The sequence below is a fragment of the Nocardioides sp. S5-5 genome (assembly GCF_054954065.1).
Map to the genome: position 1 here is coordinate 2,503,932 of NZ_CP199913.1, position 25,464 is coordinate 2,529,395.

Here is a 25,464-nt window from a genome sequence, read left to right on the forward strand (position 1 = left end):
CCTACAGGTACGACGACCCGTCAGCCGACGTTGCGCGCCGCACGACGGGCGGCGAGCTCGTCTCCGGTGATCGGCGTGGCCGGGGCCGACTCGTTGGCGTGCTCGCTCGGGAGCTCGGCCAGCGTGCCCTCGATCTCGCGCCACACACCGCCGATCGCGATGCCGAACACGCCCTGTCCGCCCTGCAGCAGGTCGATGACCTCGTCGTTGCTCGTGCATTCGTAGACCGAGGCGCCGTCGCTCATCAAGGTGACCTGGGTGAGGTCGTCGGTGCCGCGCTCGCGCAGGTGGCTGACCGCGGTGCGGATGTTCTGCAGCGAGATGCCGGCATCGAGGAGCCGCTTGATGATCTTGAGGATCAAGATGTCGCGGAAGCTGTAGAGACGCTGCGAGCCGGAGCCCTTGGCTCCGCGCACGCTCGGCTCGATCAGGCCGGTGCGGGCCCAGTAGTCGAGCTGGCGGTAGGTGATGCCGGCGGCGTTGCAGGCGGTGGGGCCGCGGTAGCCGAGGTCGCTCGGCAGAGGCGAGACGTCATCGGTGAACAGCAGACCCTGCTCCTGCGCGGCAGCGGTCGCCGCGGTCACGTCCTGGCCGACCTTCTCGGGCTGCTGCTCGTTCACGGATCCTCCAGGTCGGGCGCTTCAGGCAAGGGGGGATTGCACTGCTGTCATTTCGACTCTCTCACGGTACGGCCGGGGTGTCGGGCCGGTCAAAGACGTGACCGGGCGTGTCGCCGAAAACCCTCACCCTGAGGCTGAGACTCACCCCTCGGCGCCGAAGTCCTCGGGCGAGACGTGGTCGAGGAACTCGCGGAACGCCTCGACCTCGTCCTCCTCCTCGGCCGGCGCGGCGAGCCCGGCCTCGGCGAGTACGTCGTCGGAGCAGTAGATGGTCGTGCCGGTGCGCAGCGCGAGCGCGATCGAGTCGGAGGGTCGGGCGCTGACCTCGACGCCGGAGGCGAAGACCAGGGTCGCGTAGAAGACGTTGTCGCGCACGTCGGTGATCCGGACCTCGCTCAGCTCGTTCCCGGTCGCGGTGAGCACGTCCTTCATCAGGTCGTGGGTCAACGGCCGCGGGGGGACGACGCCCTGCTGCGCGAAGGCGATCGCCGTCGCCTCCACGGCGCCGATCCAGATCGGCAGGTAGCGCTCACCGCCCACCTCCCGCAGCAGCACGATCGGCTGGTTGGAGGGCATCTCCACCCGGACACCCATCACGTCGACCTCGCGCATGCGTCCAGCCTACTGCGTCGGGGGTGCGGACTCAGATGCGGCGCAGGCCCGCCTTCACCAAGGTGGCGTGCAGTCGCACCGACAGCGCGGCGATCTCGCTGACCGCCTCCTCGGCACGCGCGCTCGCCCCGGCGTCGCGGCCCTTGCGGGGCGTGACGACCTGCTGAATCAGCCCGACCTCGCGATCGGCGGCGGAGCGGAAGGCGCGCAGGTGTCGCGGCTCGATGCCGTAGTCGGCCAGCTCGCGCGCGGTCTGGGCGATCACCAGCGCGTCGGTGTCGTAGTGCCCGGTCGGCGACGGGCTGATCAGCGCGAAGGACTCGAGCTGCGCGAGCAGGTCCTCGTCGATCTCGGCGACCTTGACCAGCTCCTTGCGCGAGAGCCGCAGCCGGTCGGTGCGGCGGAACGACTCGGGCGCGGGCAGCCCGTCGGCCCCGAGCGCGACGGTCGGCACGGTCGGGACGACCGGCTCCGGCTCCGGCGGGGTCAGGCCCCGGTCGATGGCGTCGAGATGCTCGCCGATCACCTTGAGCGGCAGGTAGTGGTCGCGCTGCATCCGCAGGATGTAGCGCAGCCGCTCGATGTCGGCCTCGGAGAACTTGCGGTAGCCCGCGGGCGTGCGCTCCGGCTTCACGAGCCCCTCGGCCTCGAGGAAGCGGATCTTGGGGATGCTGATGTCCTCGAAGTCGGCGCGCAGTCGGTCGAGCACCTGGCCGATGTTGAGCCGTGGCTCCCGCTCGCCCCGAGCGACGGCAGCAGTCATCCTGCGACCGTCCTCAGACGCTCTCGTGGCCCGCGAAGAAGACCAGTCGGTACTTGCCGACCTGGACCTCGTCGCTGTCCTTGAGCTGGACCTTCTCGATCCGGTCGCGGTTGACGTAGGTGCCGTTGAGGCTGCCGGCGTCCTCGACCGTGAAGCTGTCGCCGTCGCGACGGAAGACCGCGTGCCGGCGAGAGACGGTGACGTCGTCGAGGAAGATGCCGCTCTCCGGGTGGCGACCGGCGCTGACCTCGTCGGCGTCGAGCAGGAACCGGCTGCCCGAGCCCGGTCCCTTCTGGACGACGAGCAGCGCGTGGCCGACCGGCAGCGCGTCGACGGCCGCGGCGTCGACCGGGCTCAGGGCCCGGTCGGACGTCTCGACGCCGGCGGCTCCGCCGCCGAACTGGATCGTCGCCGTGGCGTCGGTCACAGGCGCCGGCTCAGGGGCGACCAGGCGGTTCCCGCACTGCGAGCAGAAGCGGGCGTCATCGGGGTTCTGCCGACCACAGGCGGTGCAGAACGGCATCAGTTGCTCCTCACGGTGGGTCTGCTACGAACCTACCGGATCAGTTGTCGAGCTGGGCCTCATATGCGGCAGCGTCGAGCAGCCCCTCGAGGGCGCCGGCGTCGGCGGGGACGACCTCGAAGAGCCAGCCCGCGCCGTACGGGTCGTTGTTGACCAGCTCGGGCGTGGCGTCGAGCGCCTCGTTGACGGCGACGACCTCGCCGCTCACCGGGGCGTAGACGTCGCTGACGGACTTGGTCGACTCGAGCTCGCCGCAGGACTCACCGGCGGTGACGGCGGCACCTACCTCCGGGAGCGAGACGTAGACGATGTCGCCGAGGGCGTCCTGGGCGTAGTCGGTGATCCCGACCCGCACCGAGCCGGCGCTCTCGCCCGGCTGCCGCAGCCACTCGTGCTCGACGGTGTACTTCAGGTCCGCGGGGTTCGTCATGGCCCGAAGGCTACTGCCCCTGGTCCGGAACGGCATACGAAGGCTCGTCGCGTCGCACCACGGACTCGATGTCCACCGTGCGCAGCTGCTGGACGGCCACCACGGCGCCGTCCTCCTCGAGCTGCTTCTTGGGGCCGAGCGCGAAGGTCATCGCGTTGGCCAGGGCGCCCGGCTCGCCGATCGCCACCACGACGTACGGCGCCTCGATCCGCTCCCCGTCGACGACGAACCCGCCGTCGGACTCCGTGAACGAGGTCTGCGCCACGACCCGCACGGCGCCGTTGATCTCGATCGCCTCGGCACCGACGGTGCGCAGCTCCTGGATGGTGTCGAGCAGGGAGCCGAGCCGCACCCGGCCGTCCTGCTCCTCGATGGTGACCCGCAGGCCCGGGCCGGTGACCGGTACCAGGCCGGCCAGGATGTTGAGGTCGTCGACCTCGGCGTCGGCCTGGTCGATGGCGGTCTGCCGCTTCGAGGAATCGTCGCGCAGTCCGCCGGCGACCTCCTCGAGCCGGTCGATCTCGGTCTCGGTCCGCTGGCGGGTCCCGGCGAGGCCGTTGAGCAGGTCGATCAGCTCCTGCTCGCGCAGGCCGGCATAGGTGTCGTCGGTGCCGGCGGTGCGCACCTGGGTCACGGCGCCGAAGCCGAGCAGGGCCAGCAGCGCCGCGGCGACCAGCTGCCGGCGCGAGGGGCGCAGCAGCGCCGCCCGGAGCCGGTCGACGGGACCCTGGTCGACGGGGCTCCGCTCGGCGTCCTGGTCAGGCATGGAAGATGTGCCTGCGGATGGCGGCGACGTTGGTGAAGATCCGGATGCCGAGGACGACGATGACGCCGGTCGAGAGCTGGCCGCCGACGCCGAGCCGGTCGCCGAGGTAGACGATGCCGGCGGCGATCACGACGTTGCTGAGGAACGAGACGACGAAGACCTTGTCGTCGAAGATCCCGTCGAGGTAGGCGCGCAGCGCGCCGAAGACGGCGTCGAGGGCGGCGACCACCGCGATCGGGAGGTACGGCTCGATCGTGCGCGGCACGTCGGGCTGGAACACGAAGCCGAGGACGACGCCCACCACGAGTCCGAGAACCGCGATCACGGCCCGTCACCTCCCTGCTGCCCCTGGGGCTTGGTCTGCTTCTGCTCGGCCGACCGTAGCCGCTGCAGCGCGCCGGGCGCGGCAGGCAGATGCAGGTCGTCCACATTGTCCATCTTCTGCTCGAAGCCGTACTGCCGGGCCAGGTTCAAGAACCGCAGCCCGGCCTGGCTGTCGGCGAACCCGGACGCGAGGCTCTGGCGCTCGCCGATGGCGAGCACCGTGAACGGCGGCGCCACCCCGACGCCGTTCACCTCGATCGCCTCGCCGACGTTGGTGATCCCGCCGTGGGCGTTGAGCCGCTGGCCGTTGACGGAGATCGCCTCGGCGCCGGCCTCCCACAGCCCGTCGACGAGCAGGGCGAGGTCGGAGGCGCGCAGCTGCTCCTCGGCGCCGGCGTACGGCGGGTCGTCGACGGTGACCCGGACGCCGGGGCCGGTCACCGGGCCGAACCCGGTCAGCGCGGCGAGCCGGGTGCGCCTGGCCTGGAGGTCGCTGTAGCGCGTCCCGAGCGAGCGCAGCGCGTCCTCGGCCGCGGCGTTGGCCGCCCGCAGCTCGGCCAGCTCGTTCTGCATCCGGCGCACAGTGGCGCGCCGGGACTCGATCCGCTCGATCAGGCTGGCCCGGCTCGCGTCGTCGACGTCGGCGTTCTGGGAGGTCTGCACGGCGGCCACGGTCACCAGCATCGCGAACAGGCCGACCACGACGACGACCGCGACCCGGTAGCCGCGGCGGGGGGCGGCCTCGGTCCGGGCCGCGCCCGCCTTGGACGCCGCGACCTGGTAGTCGCGGTCCAGTGCCTCCTGCGTGATCAGGGTCAGCAGGGGCGTTCGAGACCGGTCGAGGGTGTCAGGCATGGGTGCGTCGCTCGGTCGTCGCGAGCAGCCTGCGCACCTGCCAGGCGTAGAGCACGCCGGCCCACCAGTACAGCCCGATCCCCCACAGTGCGAAGGCCCACCCGAACACCTGGGCCAGGGTCGCGAACCGCCCGTCGCCGTCGCCGAGCAGGAGCAGCGGGAAGGCGTAGAGCAGGTTGAAGGTGGCGGCCTTGCCGAGGAAGTGGACCGGGAGCGCGCTGTAGCCGCGGGTGCGCAGCAGCGGCACCAGGCCCCACAGCAGCAGGTCACGCAGCGGCAGCGAGAGCGCGACCCACCACGGGATGATGTCGCGCATCGCGAGCCCGACGACGACGGCGAGGATGTAGAGCCGGTCGGCGATCGGGTCGAGCAGCCGGCCGAGCTCGGAGGTCTGGTTCAGCTTGCGGGCCAGCCAGCCGTCGAGGAAGTCGGTGACGCCGGAGACCATGAGGACGACGAGGGCCAGCACGTCGGCCTCCGGGCCGAGCACCAGCCACAGGAACAGCGGGACGCCCAGCAGCCGCAGCAGGCTGATCAGGTTGGGCAGCGTCAGCACGGTCACGATGATGACTCCTCCGAGTGCGCCGCGTCGCGGATCTCCCCGACGAGCTCCTCGATCACGTCCTCGAGGGCGGCCACGCCGAGCGTCGTGCCGACCGGGTCGACGACCCGGGCCATGTGGGCGCCGCGGCGCTGGAGGACCTCGAGCGCGTCGTGCAGCAGGGTCTCCTCGGTGACCGTCGCGAACGGCCGGATCCAGCGGTCGGCCACGGGGCGCTCGCGGCGCTCCTCGTCGGGCTCGAGCACGTCCTTGATGTGGAGGTAGCCGAGCAGGTCGAGCTCCTCGCCCGCGGCGACGACCGGGAACCGGCTGAAGCCGGTGGCCGCGCACAGCGCCTCGACGTCGGCGCCGGTGGAGCCGCGGACCACGGTGGCCAGCGAGTCGGGTCGCATCATGACCTCGGCGACGGTCTTCTCGGTGAAGCCGAGCGCGCCGGAGAGCCGGTCGTACTCGTCCTCGGCCAGCAGGCCCTCGCCGTGGGACTCCTCGACCAGCGCGGCGACCTCCTCGCGCGTGAAGGTGCTGCCGATCTCGTCCTTGGGCTCGATCCGCAGCAGCCGCAAGATGCCGTTGGCGATCGCGTTGATCGAGGCGATGATCGGCCGCAGCACGGTCACGATGCCGAGCATCGGCGGGCCCAGGATCAGCGCCGCCCGGTCGGGGCCGGCGATCGCGATGTTCTTCGGCACCATCTCGCCGAGCACGACATGGAGGAAGACCACGATCGTCATCGCGATCACGAACGCGACCGGGTGCAGCCAGTCCTCAGGCACGTGCAGCTCGTGGAAGACCGGCTCGATCAGGTGCGCGAGCGCCGGCTCGCCGACCGCGCCGAGACCGAGCGAGCAGATCGTGATGCCCAGCTGGGCGCCCGCCATCATCTCCGAGACCCGCTCCATGGCGGTCATCGTGATCCGCGCCATCCGGGAGCCGGCCTGCGCGCGTGGCTCGATCTGGCTGCGGCGCGCGGAGATGAGCGCGAACTCCGCGCCGACGAAGAAGGCGTTGGCGGCCAGCAGCACGACCGCGAGCAGCACGCCGCCGAGGTCACCCATCGGTCGCGACCTCCTCGACGCGCAGCGAGATCCGGTCGACCCGCAGGCCGTCCATGTGGTCGACGCTCAGCACGGCCTGCCGGTCCGGCTCGTCGTCGTCCTCCCCCGCCGTCGGCAGCGGTACGACGACCGCGTCACCCGGCTGCGGGATCCGGCCGAGCAGCTTGAGCACGAGCCCCGCCACCGTGTCGTAGTCCTCGCTCTCGGGCAGCTCGATCCCGGTGAGGTCCTCGACCTCGTCGGGGCGCAGCAGGCCGGAGAGCGACCAGGTGCCGTCACGGCGCAGCCGGCCACGGCTGCCGAGCCGGTCGTGCTCGTCGGCGATGTCGCCGACGATCTCCTCGATGACGTCCTCGAGGGTGACGATGCCGGCGTGGTCGCCGTACTCGTCGAGGACGATGGCCATCTGGAAGCCGTCGGCGCGCAGCAGCGCGAGCAGCGGGTCGAGGCGCAGCGAGTCGGGCACCAGGATCGGCTTGGCCATCAGGTGCTTGACCTTGGTGGTGGCCCGCTCGTGGAGCGGCAGCGCGACGGCGTTCTTGACGTGGACGGTGCCGACGACGGCGTCGGTGTCGTCGAGGACGGGGAAGCGGGAGTTGCCGGACTCGCGGGCCAGCGTGATCACCGCGCTCGCGCGGTCGTTGGCGTCGAGCGAGCGGGTCCGCACCCGCGGCGTCATGATCTCGCCGGCGCTGCGGGTGCCGAACTCGACGGAGCGCTCCATCAGCTCGGCGGTGTCGGCATCGAGCGTGCCCTCGTCGGCGGAGTGCTGGATCAGCGAGGCCAGCTCGGTGGAGCTGCGGGCGGAGCGCAGCTCCTCCTGGGGCTCCACGCCGAGGCGGCGCACGATCGCGTTGGCGCTGCCGTTGAGCACCTTGATCGGGCCGCGGCACACGGCGGTGAAGGCGCGCATGGGACGCTGGGTCAGCCGGGCGGTGGTCAGCGGCAGCGCGATGGCGACGTTCTTGGGGACCAGCTCGCCGATCAGCATCGTCAGCAACGTGCTGAGGGTCAGGCCGAGCGCGACGCCGACGGGGCGGACCGCGCTCTCCGCGACGCCCGCGGACGCCAGCGGCCCGCGCAGCAGCTCGGCTATCGCGGGCTCGGCGAGGAAGCCGATGGCCAGGTTGGTGATGGTGATGCCGACCTGGGCTCCGGAGAGCTGGGTCGACAGGGAGCGCAGCGCCTTCTGCAGGCCGACGGCCGACGCGTCGCCGCCGGCGGCGGCCCGGTCGACCTGGCCGCGGTCGACGGTGACGAAGGCGAACTCGGCCGCGACGAACAGGCCGCACGCGAACACCAGGAGGATGGCGAGTCCCAGCAACAGCCAGGCGGTCATCGGGTTCTGCGGCTCCTGCCCACGGTTCGGTACCAGTCGATCGGCTCTGGGCCGCCCACCCTACCGGGTGGCGGGCAGCTCCTCGCCCACCCGCGCCCAGCTGCCGTCGGCCTCGAGCCGGCGGATCAGCCGGGCCGGCACGCCGCCGACGACGGCGTGGTCGGGCACCTCGCCGCGGACCACGGAGCCGGCGGCGACCACGGCGTTGCGCCCGATGGTGGTGCCGGGCAGGATCATCGCGCCGTGTCCGATCCAGGTGCCGGAGCCGATGGACACCGGCTGGTGGGTGCCGAACTGCAGCCCGACCGGGACGTCGGGGTCGGCGTAGCCGTGGCTGGCGTCGGAGACGAAGACGTCCTGCCCGAACCACACGTCGTCGCCGATCGAGATCGACTCGTGGGCGGTGATCGTGATCCGGGCGCCGAGGACGCAGCGCTCGCCGATCACCAGGCCGCGCTCGGGCAGCACCTCCTGGGTAGGCCCGTAGCCGACGCTGAGGGTGGCGTACTTGCCGATCAGCGTGTCCCGTCCCACGTGGATGGCACGCGCGTTGACGACGTCGGCGAGGGGGAAGGCCAGGCACGCGCCGGGGCCGAACGTCGCGAAGGTCTCGGCCAGGGCGGAGTCGGGCGAGACGTCGCCCATCCGCTCGGCCCACCGCCAGGCGGAGTGGACGGAGCGGTTCACGAGGCGGCGGAGCGGGCGCCGGAGATCGAGCACCGGCAGAGGTTACCGAAACGCAACATCCGAGCGGGTCGCCACGTTCGTCGACCGAACGTTCGTAGCCGTAGTATCTGGCAGTGCAGAAGCCCCACGTCATCGCCTACTTCGCCGACGACCCGACCCGGGTCTACCAGCTCCTCCAGTGGCTCCCGGTGCTGGAACGGCTCGATGACACCCATCCCGTGGGCATCGTGACCCGCGACCCGCAGACCCACTCCGTGGTCGAGGAGCGCACCTGGCTGCCGGTCCATCTCGCGCCGGGCTTCGCCGACCTCGCGGCGACGTACGACGAGCTGGACGCCAAGGTCGTCGTCTACTGCAACAACTCGATGCTCAACTTCAACTCGCTGCTCGACGGGCGGATGCTGCACGTCCACATCAACCACGGGGAGAGCGACAAGCAGTCGATGGTGTCGAACAACGCCAAGTCCTACGACCGGGTGTTCGTGGCCGGCGAGGCCGCCGTGCAGCGGCACCGGGCGGCGTTGATGGAGCTCGACGAGCAGCTGCTGGTGCGTGTCGGCCGGCCGCAGCTGGACCTGCGCCCCGCTCCGCTGCTGCCCGCGAGCGAGCGTCGTACCGTCCTCTACGCACCCACCTGGGAGGGCGACGCGGACTACAACGCCTACACCTCGGTCGACGTGTTCGGCGCCGACATCGTGCGCTCGATCCTGGCCGTGCCCGACGTCCGGCTCGTCTACAAGCCGCACCCCAAGGTCACGACCAGCCTGACGCCCGCGATCCGCGAGGCGCACCAGGCGATCCTCGAGCTGGTCGAGCGGGCCGCGGAGCGCGAGCCGGAGGCCGGGCACGCGGCGATCTGGCAGGGCGACATCCTGGCGGTGTTCCCCGGCTGCGACGCGATGGTCACCGACGTCTCCTCGGTCGGCCTGGACTGGCTCTACCTGCAGACCGACAAGCCGATCCTGATCACCGACCGGCACCACGACGCCGAGCGGCTGCGCCACGAGGTGCCGGTCAGCCGCTGCGCGGACGTCATCGACACCGACGGCCTGCCCGGCCTGACCGAGCTGCTCGCCGACCGGCTCGAGCACGACGAGCACCGGATGGCCCGCGCGGCCATGCGCCACCACTACTTCGACGACAACGGTGTCGGCGACAGCACGGTGCGCTTCGTCGAGGCGCTCACCGAGCTCGTGGAGCTGCGTGACCGGCTCCAGGGCGAGCTGCAGACCGGGCCGGTCGGTTCTGTCGGGGCCGCCTGACAGGCTGGGGTCCATGCCCGACACCCCCGAGGTCTACGCCGCCGAGGACCTGTTCGCCGGCTGGCTCGACGAGGCGTCCCGCGCCCCGGGCGAGCCGCTGCGGGTCCAGGTCGGCTCCGCGCTGCAGTCCTTCGAGCCCGAGACGGAGCCGCGGTTCACCGATCCGGCCCACGTCCAGGAGTTCGTCGACCGGGTGCTGGGCCATCTGGTCGCCACCGGGAGCCGCTACGACGACGGCGCCGGCCTGGACCTCGCCGGGGTGCCGGTCGTGGTGCGGGCGCGCCGGGGCCACACCCGCGCCCACTACGAGTACGACGAGCTGCCCACCCGCGGCGTGATGGCGATCCCGCCCCGCGAGGTCGGCGGCGCCTGGTCGCTGCGCGCCGCCGTGGTGCTCCACGAGGTCGCCCACCACCTGGCCGGGGCGCTCGGGCACGGGCCGGAGTTCCGCACGACCTACCTCCGGCTGCTCGAGGACGTCGGCCTGCCGGTGCTGGCCGACCTGCTCCACACCGCCTACCGGCTGCACGGCCTCGACACCGGCGTCGACGGCGAGGACCGCACCCTGCTGCGGATCGGCCGGCTGCTGCGCCAGGCCGAGCGCACGTCCAACGCCGCCGAGCGCGAGGCCTTCTTCGCGAAGGCCCAGTCGCTCGCCACCCGCCACCAGATCGCCCTCGCGGTCGCCCGGGCCACGGCCGGCGCCGAGGAGAGGCGGGAGGAGCCGACCTGGGAGACGGTGCTGATCGGTGAGACCGGCAAGCGCTCGCTGGCCCGCTACGTCCGGCTGATCTTGGAGGTCGCACGCGCCAACGACGTCCGGGTGGCGATCTACACGAGCAACACGCGGGTCACGCTCTACGGCTTCCCCTCCGACATCGCGGTGGTCCAGGCGCTCTACGCCACGCTGGTCACCCAGATGGTCGCCGACGGCGACGCCCACCTGCGCTCGGGTGCCCACAAGGCCGACCAGCGCGAGGTGTGGAACGCCCGGCGCCGACGCTGGGAGCTCAAGCCCGTGCATGGCGCCACCGCCCGGGCGGCGTTCTACGAGGCCTGGGCCGACCACGTCGGCGAGCGGCTGGCCGCCGCCCGCGCCGCCGCCCGCGCCGCGGCGGTCGCGGCCGACGCGCCGGTCGCCGAGGGGCCGACGTCGACCGAGCTCGCGATCCGGGCCCGGGAGGTCGAGATCGTCGACTACTTCGGCCGGATGCAGCGCGACCACGGCATCCGCGGCACCTGGAAGGGCACCGCCCACGCCGGTCACGCCGCCCCGGGCTCCCGCGACGCCGGCACGCGCGCCGCCGCGCGGGCCAGCCTCGGCACCGAACGGGCGATCACGGGCCGAGGCTGAGCCGGGGCTGCTTGCGGGAGGACCGGGCCGGCCGCTACAGCGGCGGAGCGACCGGCGGCTCGCCGGAGGGCGGCTCGCCGGTGGTGGGGCTCTCGAGCGGCGCGACGTTGCCGGACACCTGGTCGGTGGGGTCGCTCGGGTCGTCCGTGCTCGCCCCGGAGGCGCCGGCTCCGGGAGCGCCGTCGTCGGGCAGCGGGGCGGCGTGCTCGGGGGTGCCTCGCGGGCCGAGGAGCTCGGCGACCCGGGCGGGGCGCAGGCGGGAGAACTTCCGCGGCTGGGAACGGGTCCGGTCGAGGACGGCGACCTCGAGATCCTCGACGGGGATCACCCGGTCGTCGTCACCGGTGTGCCCGAGGGCGGCGACGGCCACCGAGAGCGCCGCGTCCAGCGTCGCGCCCGGCGTGTAGTGCTCGGTGAGGTACGCCGCGACGGTCTCGCTGTCGCCGCCCATCACCGCGAACCCGTGCTCGTCGGCGACTCGGCCCTCGTAGGTGAGCCGGTAGATCTGGTCGTCGGCGGCCGTGGCGCCGACCTCGGCCACGAAGATCTCGACCTCGTAGGGCTTCTCGCCGCCGGAGGAGAAGATGGTGCCGAGGGTCTGGGCGTAGGCGTTGGCCAGCCCGCGGCCGGTGACGTCGCGGCGGTCGTAGGCGTAGCCGCGCATGTCGGCGAGCCGGACCCCGGCGATGCGGAGGTTCTCGAACTCGTTGTAGCGGCCGACGGCGGCGAACGCGAGCCGGTCGTAGAGCTCGGAGACCTTGTGCAGGGCCTGCGAGGGGTTCTCGGTGACGAGGAGGACGCCGTCGGCGTACTGCACCGCGGCCAGGGACCGGCCGCGGGCGATGCCCTTGCGGGCGAAGTCCGCCCGGTCCTTCATCAGCTGCTCGGGCGAGACGTAGAACGGGGTGCTCATCTCAGGCCTCCTCCCCCGCGCCGGGCAGGGGTGCGAGCGGTCCGTCGGGGCGGTCGAAGCGGGCGCCCACGACCTGGTCGGCGAGGGCGCCGATGGTGGTCTCGTCGAGCTGGACGGCGCCGTCGGCGGTGACGACCCACACGATCGGGAAGATCCGCCGGGTCAGGTCGGGACCGCCGGTCGCGGAGTCGTCGTCGGCGGCGTCGTACAGGGCCTGCAGGCAGACCCGGACGGCGTCGTCGGACGACAGGTCGTCGCGATAGAGCTTCTTCAGCGCGCCGCGGGCGAACAGCGAGCCCGAGCCGACCGTGAAGAAGGAGGCCTCCTCGTGGCGCCCGCCCGTGACGTCGTAGCCGAAGATCCGGCCGATGCCGCTGTCGAGGTCGAAGCCCGCGAACATGGGGACGACGGCCAGGCCCTGCATCGCCATGCCGAGGTTGGCGCGGATCAGCGCGGAGAGGCGGTTGGCCTTGCCGTCGAGGGAGAGGATCGAGCCCTCGATCTTCTCGTAGTGCTCGAGCTCGACCTGGAACAGCCGGACCATCTCGACCGCGAGACCGGCGGTGCCGGCGATGCCGACCACGGAGTACTCGTCGGCCGGGAACACCTTCTGGATGTCGCGCTGGGCGATCACGTTGCCCATCGTCGCGCGCCGGTCGCCGGCCATCACCAGGCCGCCGGGGAAGGTGACCGCGACGATGGTGGTGCCGTGGGGAGCGAGCTCGGCGGCGCTGCCGGCGGGCAGCGAGCGCCGGGCCGGCAGCAGGTCGGGGGCGTTCTCGGCCAGGAAGTCGCTGAAGGAGGAGGTCCCGGGGCGCAGGAAGGAGCCCGGGATGCGCGCGTCGCTCATTCGCCGCCCTTCTGGATGAACGACTTCACGAAGTCCTCGGCGTTGGTCTCCAAGACGTCGTCGATCTCGTCGAGGATCGCGTCGACGTCGTCGTCGAGGGCCTCCTTGCGCTCGGCCACGTCGGACTCGGGAGCGACCTCCGTCGTCTCCTCCGCCTCGTCGGACCTGCGCGGCTGCTTCTGCTCCTGGGCCATGACACCAGCCTAGCCACTCAACGGCTGAGCGCGCGGACCAACTCCTCAGCAGTGGCACAACGGTCGATCAGCTCGCCGACGTGGGCCTTGCTGCCGCGCAGCGGGTCGATGGTCGGCACCCGCTGCAGCGACTCGCGTCCGGGCAGGTCGAAGATCACCGAGTCCCACGAGGCGGCGGCGATATCGGGGGCGTACTTCTCCAGACAGCGGCCGCGGAAGTACGCGCGGGTCTCGGCGGGCGGGTTCGTCATCGCCGAGTCGACCTCGGCGTCGGTCAGCAGCCGCTGGATCCGGCCGGCGCCGACGAGACGGTGGTAGAGCCCCTTCTCGGGCCGGATGTCGGAGTACTGGTAGTCGATCAGCTGGAGCTTCGCGTCGTCCCAGGCCAGGCCGTCGCGGGAGCGGTACTGCTCGATCAGCTTCAGCTTCGCGACCCAGTCGAGCTGGTCGGCCAGCGACATCGGGTCGGACTCCAGGCGGGCGAGGACGTCCTCCCAGCGCGCGAGCACGTCGACCGTCTGGGGGTCGGCGTCGGCGCCGTAGCGGTCCTCGACGTACTTCTTGGCCAGGTCGAGGTACTCCAGCTGGAGCTGGATGCCGGTCAGCTTGCGGCCGTCGGCCATGGTCACGGTACGACGCAGCGAAGGGTCATGGGAGACGGCGCGCAGCGCCGCGACCGGTGTGTCGACGACCAGGTCGCGGGTGATGAACCGGTCCTCGATCATCGCGAGGACCAGCGAGGTGGTGCCGACCTTGAGGTAGGTCGCGATCTCGGACAGGTTGGCGTCGCCGATGATGACGTGCAGCCGCCGGTAGCGCTCCGGGTCGGCGTGGGGCTCGTCGCGGGTGTTGATGATCGGCCGCTTGAGGGTCGTCTCCAGCCCGACCTCGACCTCGAAGAAGTCGGCGCGCTGGCTGATCTGGTAGCCGTGGTCGCGCCCGTCCTGTCCCTTGCCGACCCGGCCGGCGCCGCAGAACACCTGGCGGCTGACGAAGAAGGGCGTCAGGTGCCGGACGATGTCGGCGAAGGGGGTCGAGCGGCGCATCAGGTAGTTCTCGTGCGCGCCGTACGACGCACCCTTGTTGTCGGTGTTGTTCTTGTAGAGCACGATCGCCGGGTTGCCGGGCAGCTGCTGGGCGCGCCGGGCGGCGTCGAGCATGACCTGCTCCCCCGCCTTGTCCCACCGCACGATGTCGAGCGGGGTGACGACCTCGGGCGTGGAGTACTCCGGGTGCGCGTGGTCGACGTAGAGCCGGGCGCCGTTGGTGAGGATGACGTTGGCGAGGCCGAGGTCCTCGTCGGTGAGCTGGGTCGGGTCCGCGATCTGGCGCGACATGTCGAAGCCCCGCGCGTCGCGCAGCGGCGACTCCTCCTCGAAGTCCCAGCGCGCCCGGCGCGCCCGCACGGTCGCCGTCGCATAGGCGTTGACGACCTGCGACGAGGCCACCATCGGGTTGGCGGTCGGCTGGCCCTGGACCGAGATGCCGTACTCCACCTCGGTGCCCATCACGCGGCGCACGCTCATGCCACCCAGCCTACGGGTACGCACGACGCCCCGGCACGGGTCCGTGCCGGGGCGTCGTGCGTCAGAGCGGGCTCAGCGGCTCTTCGCGACCTTGACGGCGGCGGTGACGCCGAGCGCGACGAGGGCGACGATGATGAGCTTCTTCATGGGATGGCTCCTTCAGGAGTCGGCGGGTGGTCGGGACCATCATGACAAGCCCGTGGGAATCCGCACAGGGCGACGCGCGGCGCGGGCGTCGAGCCGGACCCCGCCGGTCCCGGGCCCGACGGTGCTGCTGTACGCCCACCACGACGTGCAGCCGACCGGTGAGGCCGGCGCGTGGACCAGCCCGCCGTTCGAGGCGACGCGGCGCGGCGAGCGGCTCTTCGGCCGGGGCGCCGCCGACGACAAGGCCGGCATCGGCGTCCACCTGGCCGCGCTGGCCGTGCTCGGCCGCGAGCTGGGCTGCAACGTCCGGATCCTGGTCGAGGGCGAGGAGGAGATCGGCTCCCCCAGCCTCCCCCAGCTCCTGGTCGAGCACCGGGACGCGCTGGCCGCCGACGTCGTCGTGGTCGCCGACTCGGTCAACTGGGCCGTCGGCACGCCCTCGCTCACCACGTCGCTGCGCGGCATCCTCGACCTCGAGGTCACCGTCGGCGTGCTGGACCACGACCTGCACTCCGGGGCGTGGGGCGGCGCCGTACCGGACGCCGCCGGCGCGCTGGTGCGCACCGTGGCCAGCCTCCACGACGCCGACGGGGCCGTCGCCGTCGAGGGTCTCCACGGGGAGGTCCTCACCCCCGGCGTCGAGTACGACGAGCAGGTGCTCCGCGCCGACGCCGGTGTCCTCCCGGCCTCGTCCCTGCCGGGCCGCGGCTCGCTCACCGCGCGCCTGTGGCGCCAGCCGTCGATCACCCTCATCGGCACCGACCTGCCGCCCGTCGGCGACGGGGCCCACGTGCTGCGCGCCCGCGCGACGGCTCGTCTCTCGGTGCGGATCCCGCCGGGCGTCGTACCCGAGGCGGCGGTCGAGGCGGTCACCGCCCACCTGCGCGCGCACGTGCCGCACGGCGCCGAGGTCGCCACGACGCTGCGCGCCTCGGCGCACCCGGTGGACCTGGGCGACGACAGCGTCGCCCACGCCGTGATGACCGGCGCCCTGCGCGACGCGTGGGACGCCGAGCCGGTCGACATCGGCGTCGGCGGCTCGATCCCGCTCATCCACCTGCTCGCCGAGACCTTCCCCGAGGCCACCGTCCTGGTGAGCGCCGTCGAGGACCCGGACACGCGCGCGCACGGCATCGACGAGAGCCTGCACCTCGGCGAGTTCCGCAAGGCGTGCCTCGCCGAGGCACTGCTGCTCGACCGGATCGCGTCCGGTCTCGCCGCCACCTAGAGGTACTGACCCGTGTCGTTGACCGTGTCGATGGACCGGCCCGGCTCGGTGCCCTGCTTGCCGGTGATGAGCGTGCGGATGAACACGATCCGCTCGCCCTTCTTGCCCGAGATCCGCGCCCAGTCATCGGGGTTGGTCGTGTTGGGCAGGTCCTCGTTCTCCTTGAACTCGTCGACGCACGCCTGGAGCAGGTGGGAGACCCTTAGCCCCTTCTGGTCGTGCTCGAGGAAGTCCTTGATCGCCATCTTCTTGGCGCGGTCGACGATGTTCTGGATCATCGCGCCGGAGTTGAAGTCCTTGAAGTACAAGACCTCCTTGTCGCCGTTGGCGTAGGTGACCTCCAGGAAGCGGTTCTCCTCGGTCTCGGAGTACATCCGCTCCACCGTCGCCCGGATCATCCCGCCCACGGTGGCCTTGCGGTCGCCGCTGAACTCGGCGAGGTCCTCGGCGTGCAGCGGCAGGCTCTGGGTGAGGTACTTGCTGAAGATGTCGCGCGCCGACTCGGCGTCGGGGCGCTCGATCTTGATCTTCACGTCGAGCCGGCCGGGCCGCAGGATCGCCGGGTCGATCATGTCCTCACGGTTCGAGGCGCCGATGACCAGCACGTTCTCGAGCAGCTCGACGCCGTCGATCTCACTGAGCAGCTGCGGGACGATGGTGTTCTCGACGTCCGAGGAGACGCCGGAGCCGCGGGTGCGGAACAGCGAGTCCATCTCGTCGAAGAACACGATGACCGGCGTACCGGTGCTGGCCTTCTCGCGGGCCCGCTGGAACACCAGCCGGATGTGGCGCTCGGTCTCGCCGACGTACTTGTTGAGCAGCTCAGGACCCTTGATGTTGAGGAAGTAGGACTTCCCCTCCTGGCCGGTCTTCGCGGCGACCTTCTTGGCCAGCGAGTTGGCCACGGCCTTCGCGATCAGCGTCTTGCCGCAGCCGGGAGGGCCGTAGAGCAGGATGCCCTTGGGCGGCTTGAGCTCGTGCTCGGCGAACAGCTCCGGGTAGAGGTAGGGCAGCTCGACGGCGTCCTGGATCGCCTCGATCTGGTTGCCGAGGCCACCGATCGTGTCGTAGGTGATGTCGGGGACCTCTTCGAGGACCAGCTCCTCGACCTCCGACTTCGGGACCTTCTCGTAGACGTACCCGGCGCGGGAGTCGAGCAGCAGCGAGTCGCCGGCGCGCAGCGTCTCGGCGAGCAGCGGCTCGGCGAGGCGCACGACGCGCTCCTCGTCGGCGTTCGCGATGACCAGGACGCGCTCGCCGTCGGCCAGCACCTCCTTGAGCATGACGACCTCGCCGACCGTCTCGTAGTCGAACGCCGCGACCACGTTGAGCGACTCGTTGAGCATCACCTCCTGGCCACGCCGCAGCGTGTCGAGCTCGACGCTCGGGCTCACCGTCACCCGCAGCTTGCGACCACCGGTGAACACGTCGACCGTGTCGTCCTCGTTGCGCTGGAGGAAGGTGCCGAAGCCTGCCGGCGGCTGGGCCAGCCGGTCGACCTCCTCCTTGAGCTTGAGGATCTGGTCGCGGGCCTCGCGCAGCGTCCCGGCCAGCCGCTCGTTCTGGGCCGTCACCGCCGCCAGCGACCGCTGGGCCTCCGCGAGCCTCGCCTCGATGGAGCGGGCCGCGCCGGACGGGCTGTCGACCAGGCGACGCCGCAGGTCGCCGACCTCCTCCTCGAGGTAGCGCACCTGGTCCTCGAGCTCCTCACGGCTCGGGGAGCGGTGTCCGCCGCTCGTGCCTTCTCCCATGCTCGTCATGGCACACCTCCTTGGTCCGACACTACTCGGGCGAGTGTTACAAGGAAGTGATTAACGGCGTTTGGGCACGAACACCGCGTCTCGGGGCGGAATCGTCGCGGTTTGCGACCACACCGCAACGTCCGCGGGCTCAGTCGTCCGCCGACATCTCCGCTACGCCGGGCGGCCGGGGCCCGGCGTAGTCCGGGCCGTACGCCCCCGGTGCCGGGCGGCGCTTCTTGAGCGGCGCCCGCTCGCCGGGAGCCATCCGGCGGGCGGTGACGAGGAAGGCGGTGTGCCCGATCATCTTGTGGCCCGGGCGCACGGCCAGCCCCTCGACGTGCCAGTCGCGCACCAGCGACTCCCAGGGCGCGGGCTCGGTGAACCCGCCATGCACCCGCACCGCCTCCACGAACTTCGACAGCTGGGTGGTGGTGGCGACGTACGCGCACACGATGCCGCCGGGCAGCAGCGCATCGGCGGCGGCGTCGAGGCAGTCCCACGGGGCCAGCATGTCGAGGATGATCCGGTCGCAGCGCTCACCCGACGCGGGCAGCGCCTCGGCGAGGTCGCCGAGAGTCAGGCTCCAGGCCGGATGGTCGCCGCCGAAGAACTGCGTGACGTTGCGGCGCGCCACGTCGGCGAACTCCTCGCGACGCTCGTACGACGACACCCGGCCGTGGGGCCCGACCGCCCGCAGCAGCGAGCAGGTGAGCGCGCCGGAGCCGACGCCGGCCTCGACGACGTGCGCGCCGGGGAAGATGTCGGCCATCGCCACGATCTGGGCGGAGTCCTTCGGGTAGACCACGGCCGCGCCGCGCGGCATCGACACGACGAACTCCGAGAGCAGCGGGCGGAAGACGAGGTACTCCCCGCCGACCGACGAGGTGACCGCGAAGCCCTCCTCGCGACCGATCAGCTCGTCGTGCTCGAGGTGGCCCTTGTTGGAGAAGAACCGCTTGCCGGGCACGAGCTCGAAGTTGTGCTTGCGGCCCTTGCCGTCGACCAGCCGGACCCACTCGCCGGCCCGCAGGGGGCCGCGGTGGACTCCGGACCAGGCCTCGGGAGGGACGTCGCCAGTGGGGCTGGGGGGCGCATCGGTCACCGGCGCAATCTACCGGCTCCGGGACCGGCCTCTAACGTCGGACAGCGCGGATCAGGTCGGCGGCGGCGAGCACGCCGTACACCCGGCCCTCGTCGTCGAGCAGGACGTACTCCGACGCGGGGGTGGACCGGACCTTGTCGAGCAGGGCGGCGCCGGTGATCCGCACCGGCAGGGCCAGGCCCGGCTCGAGGGTGCGGGCGACGCTGGAGACGGCGACCCAGGGCGCGCGCTCCGGGGGCACGGCTCGCGCGGCAGTCTCGTCGACGACGCCGACCGGGCGCCCGTCGGCGGTCGTGGTGACGATGCTGCCGGCGCCGGCCTCGCGCGCCTGGCGCATCGCCTCGGCCAGCGGGAGGTCGGCGGCGACGGTGAGGGCGCGCCGCGCGAGGTCGCTGGCCACCACGCCGTTGAACTGGCGGGTGATCCCGGCGACCGCGAGCGCCCGGCTGGCACCGGACCACAGGAACAGGGCGACGACGAGGAGCACGAGCGGGTTGACGAGAGAGCCGTCGCGCGAGGACCACAGGGCCCACACCGCGACGAGGACGGCGGTGCCCCGACCGGTCCAGGCCGCGACGGCGGTGCCGGTGTGGACTCGACCGGTGATCGCCCAGACGCCGGCCTTGAGCACCCGGCCGCCGTCGAGGGGCAGCCCCGGGACCAGGTTGAGGACGCCGATCATCAGGTTGGCGCCGGCCAGACCCTCGATCACGAGCCGGAGCAGCCCGTCGGGGGTGACGAACCAGGCGGCCAGCGCGGCGGCACCGACCGCGATCGAGGTGATCGGGCCGACCACGGCGATCCAGAACTCCTGGCGCGGTCGCCGCGCCTCGCCCTCGATGGACGTGGCGCCGCCGAGGAAGTGCAGCGTGATCGAATGGACCGTGAAGCCGAACCGGCGGGCCACCACCGCGTGCGAGGCCTCGTGGAGCAGCACCGCGAGGTAGAGCGCGATCGCGAAGGCGATCCCGACGACGTAGGTCCACGCGCCGAGGCCCGGCTGCACCTGCTCGACCCGCGGGCTCATCACCACCGCGATCAGGCCCGCGATCAGGAACCATGAGCTCGACACGAGTACGTCGCTGCCGGCGATCCGGCCGATCCGGAACATGCCCCGGGGCAGGGGCGCACGCTCCTGGGCGGATCGCTGGTCTCCGGACACATGACGAGGCTATCCGGCCAGCGGCTGCCGGACGTCCTCGGCGCTGGTTCCTCGCGCCCGGTCGCGTGGCGATGTCGGAGGGCTGGCCTAGTGTCGAGCGCATGACCAGCACCGCAGCTCCCGGCATCGAGCCGGCCGACCCCTCGGAGCGGGGCGGCACCCGCGTCGACGGGGTCGAGGTGCTCGGCGCGCTCTCCCCCTCGCGGGTCGGCGACTTCCTCAACTGCCCGCTGCTCTACCGCTTCCGCAGCATCGACCGGCTCCCCGAGCCCGCCTCGCCCGCCGCGGTGCGCGGCACCGTCGTCCACCGGGTCCTCGAGCAGCTCTACGACCTGCCCGCCCCCGACCGCACCCCCGAGCAGGCCGACCGGATGCTCGCTCCCGCCTGGGCCGAGCTCCAGGAGCTCGAGCCCGCCGTCACCTCGATGTTCCCCGAGGACGGCCCGGAGATCACGGAGTGGCTCGCCTCCTGTCACGACACGCTCGCGAAGTACTTCGACCTCGAGGACCCCACCCGCCTCGAGCCCGCCGAGCGGGAGCTGTACGTCGAGACGCTCACCGACGCCAAGCTCCTGCTACGGGGGGTCATCGACCGGGTCGACGTCGCGCCCGACGGCTCCATCCGGGTGGTGGACTACAAGACAGGCCCCTCGCCCAACGAGATGTTCGAGGGCAAGGCGCTGTTCCAGCTCAAGTTCTACGCGCTGGTGCTCTGGCGGATGCGCGGGGTCGTGCCGAAGATGCTCCAGCTGGTCTACCTCGGCAACAGCGAGGTGCTGCGCTACGAGCCGGACGAGCAGGACCTCCTCGCCACCGAGCGCAAGGTGCTGGCCGTCTGGGACGCGATCAGCGCGGCGACCGAGAAGAAGGTGTTCGAGGCCCGCAAGGGAGCCGGCTGTCGCTGGTGCGCCCACCAGGCGATCTGCCCGGCGTACGGCGGCACGCCGCCGCCGTACCCGCCGCCGCGGGTCAGCGAAGCGAGCCCAGCTCCGCCGGAGTGACGTCCTCGAGGGTCTCGCGGAAGACGCGCCCCGGACCGGGCAGCACGGGGACGTGGTTGGGCACCACGAGCACCTGGCATCCGGCGGCCGCGGCCGAGGTGGCGCCGGTCGGCGAGTCCTCGATCGCGACGCAGTCGGCGGGGTCGACGCCGAGCGCGGCGGCCGCGGTGAGGTAGGCCTCGGGGTGCGGCTTCCCGTTGTCGACCATGTCGCCGGTGACGATCACGCGGAAGGTCTCCGGCGGGAGGTGCTCGAGGATCGGGGCGACGAACCGCTGGTAGGACATGGTCACCAGGGCACACGGCACGCCGGCTTCGTGCAGCGCGAGGAGCAGCTCCCGGGCGCCCGCGCACCACGGCACGGCGTGCCGTACCTGCGCGACCACGCCGTCGAGCAGCATCTCGACGACCTCCCCGGCCGACTGCGCCAGGCCGAGCTTGGCCTTGATGTACTCCCCCGACGCCATCAGCTCGTTGCCCACGAGCCGCATCGCGTCCTCGTGGGTCCAGGTGCCGCCGTGCTCGGCGGCGATGGCCTCCTCGGTGGCCATCCAGTAGGGCTCGGTGTCGACGAGGGTGCCGTCCATGTCCCACAGGACCGCAGCAGGCAGGTTCACGACACCAGCCTAGGAGATTGAGCGTCGGCTCGGCGACGGGATCCGGGCGCTCTCCGAGGGATCTCAGTCCTCCGGGTCGTACCCCAGGTTCGGCGAGAGCCACCGCTCGGTCTCCTGCACGGTCCAGCCCTTGCGCTCGGCGTAGTCGGCGATCTGGTCGCGGCCCAGCCGCCCGACGACGAAGTACTGCGCGTCGGGGTGGCTGTAGTAGATGCCGGACACCGACGCGCCAGGCCACATCGCCATCGACTCGGTGAGCTCGATGCCGGTGTTGGCGTGGACGTCGAGCAGCTCCCAGATGGTGCGCTTCTCGGTGTGGTCCGGGCAGGCGGGGTAGCCGGGGGCGGGCCGGATGCCGGTGTACTTCTCGGCGATCAGGTCCTCGTTGCTCAGCTGCTCCTGCGGGACGTGCGCCCAGAACTCGGTACGCACCCGCTGGTGCAGTCGCTCGGCGAACGCCTCGGCCAGGCGGTCGGCCAGCGCCTCGAGCAGGATCGCGGAGTAGTCGTCGAGCTCCTCCTTGAACGCCATGATCCGCTCGGTGGTGCCGATGCCGGCCGTGACGGCGAACGCGCCGACCCAGTCGCCGCCGCCGGACAGCTCGCTCCCGATCGGGGCGACGTAGTCGGCGAGCGACCGGTTCGGGACGCCGGCGCGGTGCTGGCCCTGCTGGCGCAGCTGGTGCAGCGTGGCGCGTACGGCGGCGCGCGACTCGTCGGCGTACACGACGACGTCCTCGCCCGTGCTCGCGGCCGGGAACAGGCCGTAGACCCCGTTGGCCGTCAGCCACTTCTCCGTGACCAGCTTGTCGAGCATGGCCTGCGCGTCGTCGTACAGCTTGCGGGCGGTCTCGCCGTGGGTCGGGCTGTTGAGGATGTCGGGGAACTTGCCCTTCATCTCCCAGGCGTTGAAGAACGGCTGCCAGTCGATGTAGTCGCGCAGCTCGGTGAGGTCGTAGTCGGCGAGGACGTGGACGCCGGGGGCGCGCGGCTGCGGCGGGGCGTAGCCGTCCCAGTCGATCGGCGACTTGTTGTCCTGGGCGTCGGCGAACGACAGCTGGGGGCGCTCGGACTTCTGGGAGTGCCGGGCGCGCAGCGAGTCGTAGTCGGCCTTCGTGGCCTCCAGCAGCGCCGGGCGCTGCCGGTCGTCGAGCAGCGCGGCGGCGGTCGGGACCGACCGGGAGGCGTCCTTGACCCAGACGACCGGACCGTCGTACTTCCGGTCGATCTTCACCGCCGTGTGGGCGCGCGAGGTCGTCGCACCGCCGATGAGCAACGGGATCTCGAGTCCGACGCGCTGCATCTCGGCCGCGAAGCCGACCATCTCGTCGAGGCTGGGGGTGATCAGGCCGGACAGGCCGATGATGTCGGCCCCGACCTCCTTGGCCGTGTCGAGGATCTTCTGGGCCGGCACCATCACGCCGAGGTCGATGACCTCGTAGTTGTTGCACGACAGCACCACGCCGACGATGTTCTTGCCGATGTCGTGCACGTCGCCCTTGACGGTCGCGAGCACGATCGTGCCGTTGGTGTCCTTGGCCTGGGCGAGCTCCGGGTTGGCCGCCTTCTCCTCCTCGATGAAGGGGATCAGGTAGGCGACGGCCTTCTTCATCACCCGGGCCGACTTCACGACCTGCGGGAGGAACATCTTGCCGGCGCCGAACAGGTCGCCGACGACGTTCATGCCGTCCATCAGCGGGCCCTCGATCACCTCGATCGGGCGGCCGCCGCGGGCGGCGATCTCCTGCCGCAGCTCCTCGGTGTCGCCCTCGACGAAGCCGTCGAGGCCCTTCACCAGCGCATGCGTGATCCGCTCCCCCACGGGCAGCGCGCGCCATTCCTCCTCGGCGGCCTCGACCTTCTCGCCGCTGCCGCGGTACGCCTCGGCGAGCCCGAGCAGGCGCTCGGTGGCCGCGAGCGTGTCGTCGGTGCGGTTGAGGATGACGTCCTCGATCGCGTCGCGCAGGTCGGGGTCGATCGTGTCGTACGGCACCAGCGCGCCCGCGTTGACGATGCCCATGTCGAGGCCCGCCTCGATGGCGTGGAACAAGAACACCGCGTGGATCGCCTCGCGCACCGCGTTGTTGCCGCGGAAGCTGAACGAGACGTTCGAGATGCCGCCGGAGACCTTGGCGCCGGGCAGGTTCTGCTTGATCCACCGGGTCGCCTCGATGAAGTCGACGCCGTAGCCGGCGTGCTCCTCGATGCCGGTCGCGACCGCGAACACGTTCGGGTCGAAGATGATGTCCTCGGCCGGGAAGCCGACCTTGTCCACCAGCACTCGGTAGGCACGCTCGCAGATCGCCTTGCGGCGCTCGAGGTTGTCGGCCTGGCCGTCCTCGTCGAAGGCCATCACGACCGCGGCCGCGCCGTACTTCTTGCACAGGTTGGCCTGCTCGACGAACTTCTCCTCGCCCTCCTTCATGGAGATCGAGTTGACGATGGGCTTGCCCTGGACGCAGCGCAGGCCGGCCTCGATGACCTCCCACTTGGAGGAGTCGATCATCAGCGGGACCCGGCTGATGTCGGGCTCGCTCGCGATCAGCTTGACGAAGCGGTCCATCGCGGCGACGCCGTCGATCATGCCCTCGTCCATGTTGACGTCGATGACCTGGGCGCCGGCCTCGACCTGCTGCGCGGCCACCGAGAGGGCGGTGTCGTAGTCGCCGTCCTTGATCAGGTTGCGGAACCGGGCCGAGCCGGTGATGTTGGTGCGCTCGCCGACGTTCACGAACAGGCTCTCGTCGGTGATCGTGAACGGCTCCAGGCCGGACAGGCGCATCGCGGGCTCGTGGGTCACCGGGCGGCGGACCGCACGGCCCTCCATCACCCGGGCGATCTCGGCGATGTGGTCCGGCGTCGTGCCGCAGCAGCCGCCGACGATGTTGAGGAAGCCCGCGTCGGCGAACTCGACGAGCACCTTGGCGGTGTCGGCCGGTGCCTCGTCGTACTCGCCGAAGGCGTTGGGCAGGCCGGCGTTCGGGTAGACCGAGACGAAGGAGTCGGCCAGCCGGGAGAGCTCGGCGACGTACGGACGCATCTCCGCGGCGCCGAGGGCGCAGTTCAGGCCGACCGCCAGCGGGCGGGCGTGACGGATCGAGTCCCAGAACGCCTCGGTCACCTGACCGGACAGCGTGCGGCCGGACGCGTCGGTGATCGTCCCGGAGACGATGACCGGCCAGCGGCGGCCGGTCTCCTCGAAGAGGGTCTCGACGGCGAAGATCGCCGCCTTGGCGTTGAGAGTGTCGAAGATGGTCTCGATCATCAGCAGGTCGGCGCCGCCGTCGACCAGTCCGCGCGCGCAGGTCAGGTAGGCCTCGGCGAGCTGCTCGTAGGAGACGTTGCGGGCGCCCGGGTCGTTGACGTCGGGGCTGATGGACGCGGTGCGCGTGGTCGGGCCGATCGCACCGGCGACGTACCGCTTGCGGCCGGTCTCCGCGGCGACCTCGTCGGCCACGCCGCGGGCCAGTCGCGCCGACTCGAGACTGAGCTCGTAGGCGAGCTCCTCCATGCCGTAGTCGGCCAGCGCGATGGCGTTGGAGCTGAACGTGTTGGTCTCGATGATGTCGGCGCCGGCCTCGAGGTACTCGCGGTGGATGCCGCCGATGATGTCGGGCTGGGTGATCGAGAGCAGGTCGTTGTTGCCGATCAGGTCGGACTCCCAGCCGGCGAACCGCTCCCCGCGGTAGCCCGCCTCGTCCGGCCGGTCCCGCTGGATCGCGGTGCCCATCGCGCCGTCGAGAATGACGATGCGCTCCGCGAGCAGCGCCGTGAGCTCGTCGGTCGCGTCGGGCTGCCACGCCGCGTCGTGCGGCTGGTACTGAGCCATGAA

General features: G+C 71.6%; 25 protein-coding genes. 4 read left to right on the top strand and 21 right to left on the bottom strand.

Going from position 1 to position 25,464, the window contains the following annotated elements:
* Positions 1–20: 20 nt before the first annotated feature.
* The 12 genes from ACUP6Y_RS11785 to ACUP6Y_RS11840 all read right to left on the bottom strand — a co-directional run bounded on the left by ACUP6Y_RS11785 (position 21) and on the right by ACUP6Y_RS11840 (position 8,569).
* Positions 21–620: a MerR family transcriptional regulator gene (locus tag ACUP6Y_RS11785; RefSeq protein ID WP_462550892.1), complete on the bottom strand. Its 600-nt coding sequence runs from the start codon at positions 618–620 to the stop codon at positions 21–23.
* Between the two features lie 141 nt (positions 621–761).
* Positions 762–1,232, bottom strand: a complete 471-nt coding sequence (locus ACUP6Y_RS11790; protein WP_462550894.1) for a bifunctional nuclease family protein — start codon at positions 1,230–1,232, stop codon at positions 762–764.
* Positions 1,233–1,263: 31 nt separating this feature from the next.
* Complete coding sequence (gene ftsR, locus ACUP6Y_RS11795) at positions 1,264–1,995, bottom strand: transcriptional regulator FtsR (RefSeq protein WP_462550895.1); 732 nt, start codon at positions 1,993–1,995, stop codon at positions 1,264–1,266.
* A gap of 13 nt (positions 1,996–2,008) precedes the next feature.
* Positions 2,009–2,518, bottom strand: a complete 510-nt coding sequence (locus ACUP6Y_RS11800; RefSeq protein ID WP_462550896.1) for an FHA domain-containing protein — start codon at positions 2,516–2,518, stop codon at positions 2,009–2,011.
* A gap of 40 nt (positions 2,519–2,558) precedes the next feature.
* Positions 2,559–2,948, bottom strand: a complete 390-nt coding sequence (gene gcvH / locus ACUP6Y_RS11805; protein ID WP_462550897.1) for a glycine cleavage system protein GcvH — start codon at positions 2,946–2,948, stop codon at positions 2,559–2,561.
* A gap of 10 nt (positions 2,949–2,958) precedes the next feature.
* On the bottom strand, positions 2,959–3,714 hold the full coding sequence (locus ACUP6Y_RS11810; protein WP_462550898.1) for a DUF881 domain-containing protein: 756 nt from the start codon (positions 3,712–3,714) through the stop codon (positions 2,959–2,961).
* Positions 3,707–4,039 carry a small basic family protein gene (locus ACUP6Y_RS11815; protein WP_204839808.1) on the bottom strand — a complete coding sequence of 111 codons (333 nt, stop codon included), beginning with the start codon at positions 4,037–4,039 and terminating at the stop codon, positions 3,707–3,709. The genes ACUP6Y_RS11810 and ACUP6Y_RS11815 overlap by 8 nt, the downstream gene beginning before the upstream one ends.
* Positions 4,036–4,893 carry a DUF881 domain-containing protein gene (locus ACUP6Y_RS11820; RefSeq protein WP_462550899.1) on the bottom strand — a complete coding sequence of 286 codons (858 nt, stop codon included), beginning with the start codon at positions 4,891–4,893 and terminating at the stop codon, positions 4,036–4,038. The genes ACUP6Y_RS11815 and ACUP6Y_RS11820 overlap by 4 nt, the downstream gene beginning before the upstream one ends.
* Positions 4,886–5,455 (bottom strand): CDP-alcohol phosphatidyltransferase family protein, encoded by a 570-nt coding sequence (locus ACUP6Y_RS11825; RefSeq protein WP_462550900.1) that lies wholly within the window; start codon positions 5,453–5,455, stop codon positions 4,886–4,888. Before ACUP6Y_RS11825 ends, ACUP6Y_RS11820 begins: the two co-directional genes overlap by 8 nt.
* Positions 5,452–6,510 (bottom strand): hemolysin family protein, encoded by a 1,059-nt coding sequence (locus tag ACUP6Y_RS11830; protein WP_462550901.1) that lies wholly within the window; start codon positions 6,508–6,510, stop codon positions 5,452–5,454. The genes ACUP6Y_RS11825 and ACUP6Y_RS11830 overlap by 4 nt, the downstream gene beginning before the upstream one ends.
* The gene (locus ACUP6Y_RS11835; RefSeq protein WP_462550902.1) at positions 6,503–7,849 is read right to left on the bottom strand and encodes a hemolysin family protein; all 1,347 of its coding nucleotides are present in this window, start codon (positions 7,847–7,849) and stop codon (positions 6,503–6,505) included. The genes ACUP6Y_RS11830 and ACUP6Y_RS11835 overlap by 8 nt, the downstream gene beginning before the upstream one ends.
* A 60-nt stretch (positions 7,850–7,909) precedes the next feature.
* Entirely contained in the window at positions 7,910–8,569 is a 660-nt protein-coding gene (locus ACUP6Y_RS11840) for an acyltransferase (RefSeq protein WP_462550903.1), read from the bottom strand.
* Positions 8,570–8,649: 80 nt separating this feature from the next.
* Here ACUP6Y_RS11840 and ACUP6Y_RS11845 point away from each other — a divergent pair, with 80 nt between their 5' ends.
* Together ACUP6Y_RS11845 and ACUP6Y_RS11850 are read left to right on the top strand one after the other, a co-directional pair.
* Positions 8,650–9,798 carry a CDP-glycerol glycerophosphotransferase family protein gene (locus tag ACUP6Y_RS11845; RefSeq protein WP_462550904.1) on the top strand — a complete coding sequence of 383 codons (1,149 nt, stop codon included), beginning with the start codon at positions 8,650–8,652 and terminating at the stop codon, positions 9,796–9,798.
* Between the two features lie 13 nt (positions 9,799–9,811).
* Positions 9,812–11,152 carry a DUF7168 domain-containing protein gene (locus ACUP6Y_RS11850; RefSeq protein WP_462550905.1) on the top strand — a complete coding sequence of 447 codons (1,341 nt, stop codon included), beginning with the start codon at positions 9,812–9,814 and terminating at the stop codon, positions 11,150–11,152.
* Between the two features lie 34 nt (positions 11,153–11,186).
* Here ACUP6Y_RS11850 and prcA read toward each other — a convergent pair whose 3' ends face one another.
* Genes prcA through dop form a run of 4 tightly spaced genes read right to left on the bottom strand, consistent with a single transcriptional unit; the run spans position 11,187 to position 14,635 of the window.
* The gene (prcA, locus tag ACUP6Y_RS11855) at positions 11,187–12,065 is read right to left on the bottom strand and encodes a proteasome subunit alpha (RefSeq protein ID WP_462550906.1); all 879 of its coding nucleotides are present in this window, start codon (positions 12,063–12,065) and stop codon (positions 11,187–11,189) included.
* Position 12,066: 1 nt separating this feature from the next.
* Positions 12,067–12,915 (bottom strand): proteasome subunit beta, encoded by an 849-nt coding sequence (gene prcB / locus ACUP6Y_RS11860; protein WP_462550907.1) that lies wholly within the window; start codon positions 12,913–12,915, stop codon positions 12,067–12,069.
* Positions 12,912–13,109, bottom strand: a complete 198-nt coding sequence (locus tag ACUP6Y_RS11865) for a ubiquitin-like protein Pup (RefSeq protein ID WP_205126013.1) — start codon at positions 13,107–13,109, stop codon at positions 12,912–12,914. The genes prcB and ACUP6Y_RS11865 overlap by 4 nt, the downstream gene beginning before the upstream one ends.
* Positions 13,110–13,126: 17 nt before the next feature.
* Complete coding sequence (gene dop, locus ACUP6Y_RS11870) at positions 13,127–14,635, bottom strand: depupylase/deamidase Dop (RefSeq protein WP_462550908.1); 1,509 nt, start codon at positions 14,633–14,635, stop codon at positions 13,127–13,129.
* Between the two features lie 199 nt (positions 14,636–14,834).
* Between dop and ACUP6Y_RS11875 the strand changes: the two genes are divergently transcribed.
* A complete protein-coding gene (locus tag ACUP6Y_RS11875) occupies positions 14,835–16,010 on the top strand; it encodes a M20/M25/M40 family metallo-hydrolase (RefSeq protein WP_462550909.1) in 1,176 nt (391 codons plus the stop codon).
* Here ACUP6Y_RS11875 and arc read toward each other — a convergent pair.
* The 3 genes from arc to ACUP6Y_RS11890 form a co-directional block, all read right to left on the bottom strand.
* Positions 16,007–17,770, bottom strand: coding sequence for a proteasome ATPase (gene arc / locus ACUP6Y_RS11880; protein WP_462550910.1), 1,764 nt, complete (start codon positions 17,768–17,770; stop codon positions 16,007–16,009). The genes ACUP6Y_RS11875 and arc overlap by 4 nt on opposite strands.
* Before the next feature lie 130 nt (positions 17,771–17,900).
* The gene (locus ACUP6Y_RS11885; protein ID WP_462550911.1) at positions 17,901–18,854 is read right to left on the bottom strand and encodes a tRNA (adenine-N1)-methyltransferase; all 954 of its coding nucleotides are present in this window, start codon (positions 18,852–18,854) and stop codon (positions 17,901–17,903) included.
* A gap of 31 nt (positions 18,855–18,885) precedes the next feature.
* A complete protein-coding gene (locus ACUP6Y_RS11890) occupies positions 18,886–20,016 on the bottom strand; it encodes a site-2 protease family protein (protein WP_462550912.1) in 1,131 nt (376 codons plus the stop codon).
* Positions 20,017–20,117: 101 nt separating this feature from the next.
* Here ACUP6Y_RS11890 and ACUP6Y_RS11895 point away from each other — a divergent pair, with 101 nt between their 5' ends.
* Positions 20,118–21,017 (top strand): RecB family exonuclease, encoded by a 900-nt coding sequence (locus ACUP6Y_RS11895; RefSeq protein WP_462550913.1) that lies wholly within the window; start codon positions 20,118–20,120, stop codon positions 21,015–21,017.
* Here the strand turns inward: ACUP6Y_RS11895 and ACUP6Y_RS11900 are convergent.
* Complete coding sequence (locus ACUP6Y_RS11900) at positions 20,986–21,633, bottom strand: HAD family hydrolase (RefSeq protein WP_462550914.1); 648 nt, start codon at positions 21,631–21,633, stop codon at positions 20,986–20,988. The two genes, ACUP6Y_RS11895 and ACUP6Y_RS11900, sit on opposite strands and share 32 nt — an antisense overlap.
* 63 nt (positions 21,634–21,696) lie before the next feature.
* Positions 21,697–25,461 (bottom strand): methionine synthase, encoded by a 3,765-nt coding sequence (gene metH / locus ACUP6Y_RS11905; RefSeq protein WP_462550915.1) that lies wholly within the window; start codon positions 25,459–25,461, stop codon positions 21,697–21,699.
* Positions 25,462–25,464 lie beyond the last annotated feature (3 nt).

What these genes read in the sequence shown, in the direction of transcription:
- ACUP6Y_RS11850 (WP_462550905.1), top strand. Translation starts at nt 9,812, where the DNA reads ATGCCCGACACCCCCGAGGTCTACGCCGCCGAGGACCTGTTCGCCGGC.
- gcvH (WP_462550897.1), bottom strand. Translation starts at nt 2,948, where the DNA reads ATGACGAACCCCGCGGACCTGAAGTACACCGTCGAGCACGAGTGGCTG.
- ACUP6Y_RS11865 (WP_205126013.1), bottom strand. Translation starts at nt 13,109, where the DNA reads ATGGCCCAGGAGCAGAAGCAGCCGCGCAGGTCCGACGAGGCGGAGGAG.
- prcA (WP_462550906.1), bottom strand. Translation starts at nt 12,065, where the DNA reads ATGAGCACCCCGTTCTACGTCTCGCCCGAGCAGCTGATGAAGGACCGG.
- dop (WP_462550908.1), bottom strand. Translation starts at nt 14,635, where the DNA reads ATGAGCGTGCGCCGCGTGATGGGCACCGAGGTGGAGTACGGCATCTCG.
- prcB (WP_462550907.1), bottom strand. Translation starts at nt 12,915, where the DNA reads ATGAGCGACGCGCGCATCCCGGGCTCCTTCCTGCGCCCCGGGACCTCC.
- arc (WP_462550910.1), bottom strand. Translation starts at nt 17,770, where the DNA reads ATGACGAGCATGGGAGAAGGCACGAGCGGCGGACACCGCTCCCCGAGC.
- ACUP6Y_RS11810 (WP_462550898.1), bottom strand. Translation starts at nt 3,714, where the DNA reads ATGCCTGACCAGGACGCCGAGCGGAGCCCCGTCGACCAGGGTCCCGTC.
- ACUP6Y_RS11820 (WP_462550899.1), bottom strand. Translation starts at nt 4,893, where the DNA reads ATGCCTGACACCCTCGACCGGTCTCGAACGCCCCTGCTGACCCTGATC.
- ACUP6Y_RS11895 (WP_462550913.1), top strand. Translation starts at nt 20,118, where the DNA reads ATGACCAGCACCGCAGCTCCCGGCATCGAGCCGGCCGACCCCTCGGAG.
- ACUP6Y_RS11800 (WP_462550896.1), bottom strand. Translation starts at nt 2,518, where the DNA reads ATGCCGTTCTGCACCGCCTGTGGTCGGCAGAACCCCGATGACGCCCGC.
- ACUP6Y_RS11790 (WP_462550894.1), bottom strand. Translation starts at nt 1,232, where the DNA reads ATGCGCGAGGTCGACGTGATGGGTGTCCGGGTGGAGATGCCCTCCAAC.
- ftsR (WP_462550895.1), bottom strand. Translation starts at nt 1,995, where the DNA reads ATGACTGCTGCCGTCGCTCGGGGCGAGCGGGAGCCACGGCTCAACATC.
- ACUP6Y_RS11835 (WP_462550902.1), bottom strand. Translation starts at nt 7,849, where the DNA reads ATGACCGCCTGGCTGTTGCTGGGACTCGCCATCCTCCTGGTGTTCGCG.
- ACUP6Y_RS11830 (WP_462550901.1), bottom strand. Translation starts at nt 6,510, where the DNA reads ATGGGTGACCTCGGCGGCGTGCTGCTCGCGGTCGTGCTGCTGGCCGCC.
- metH (WP_462550915.1), bottom strand. Translation starts at nt 25,461, where the DNA reads ATGGCTCAGTACCAGCCGCACGACGCGGCGTGGCAGCCCGACGCGACC.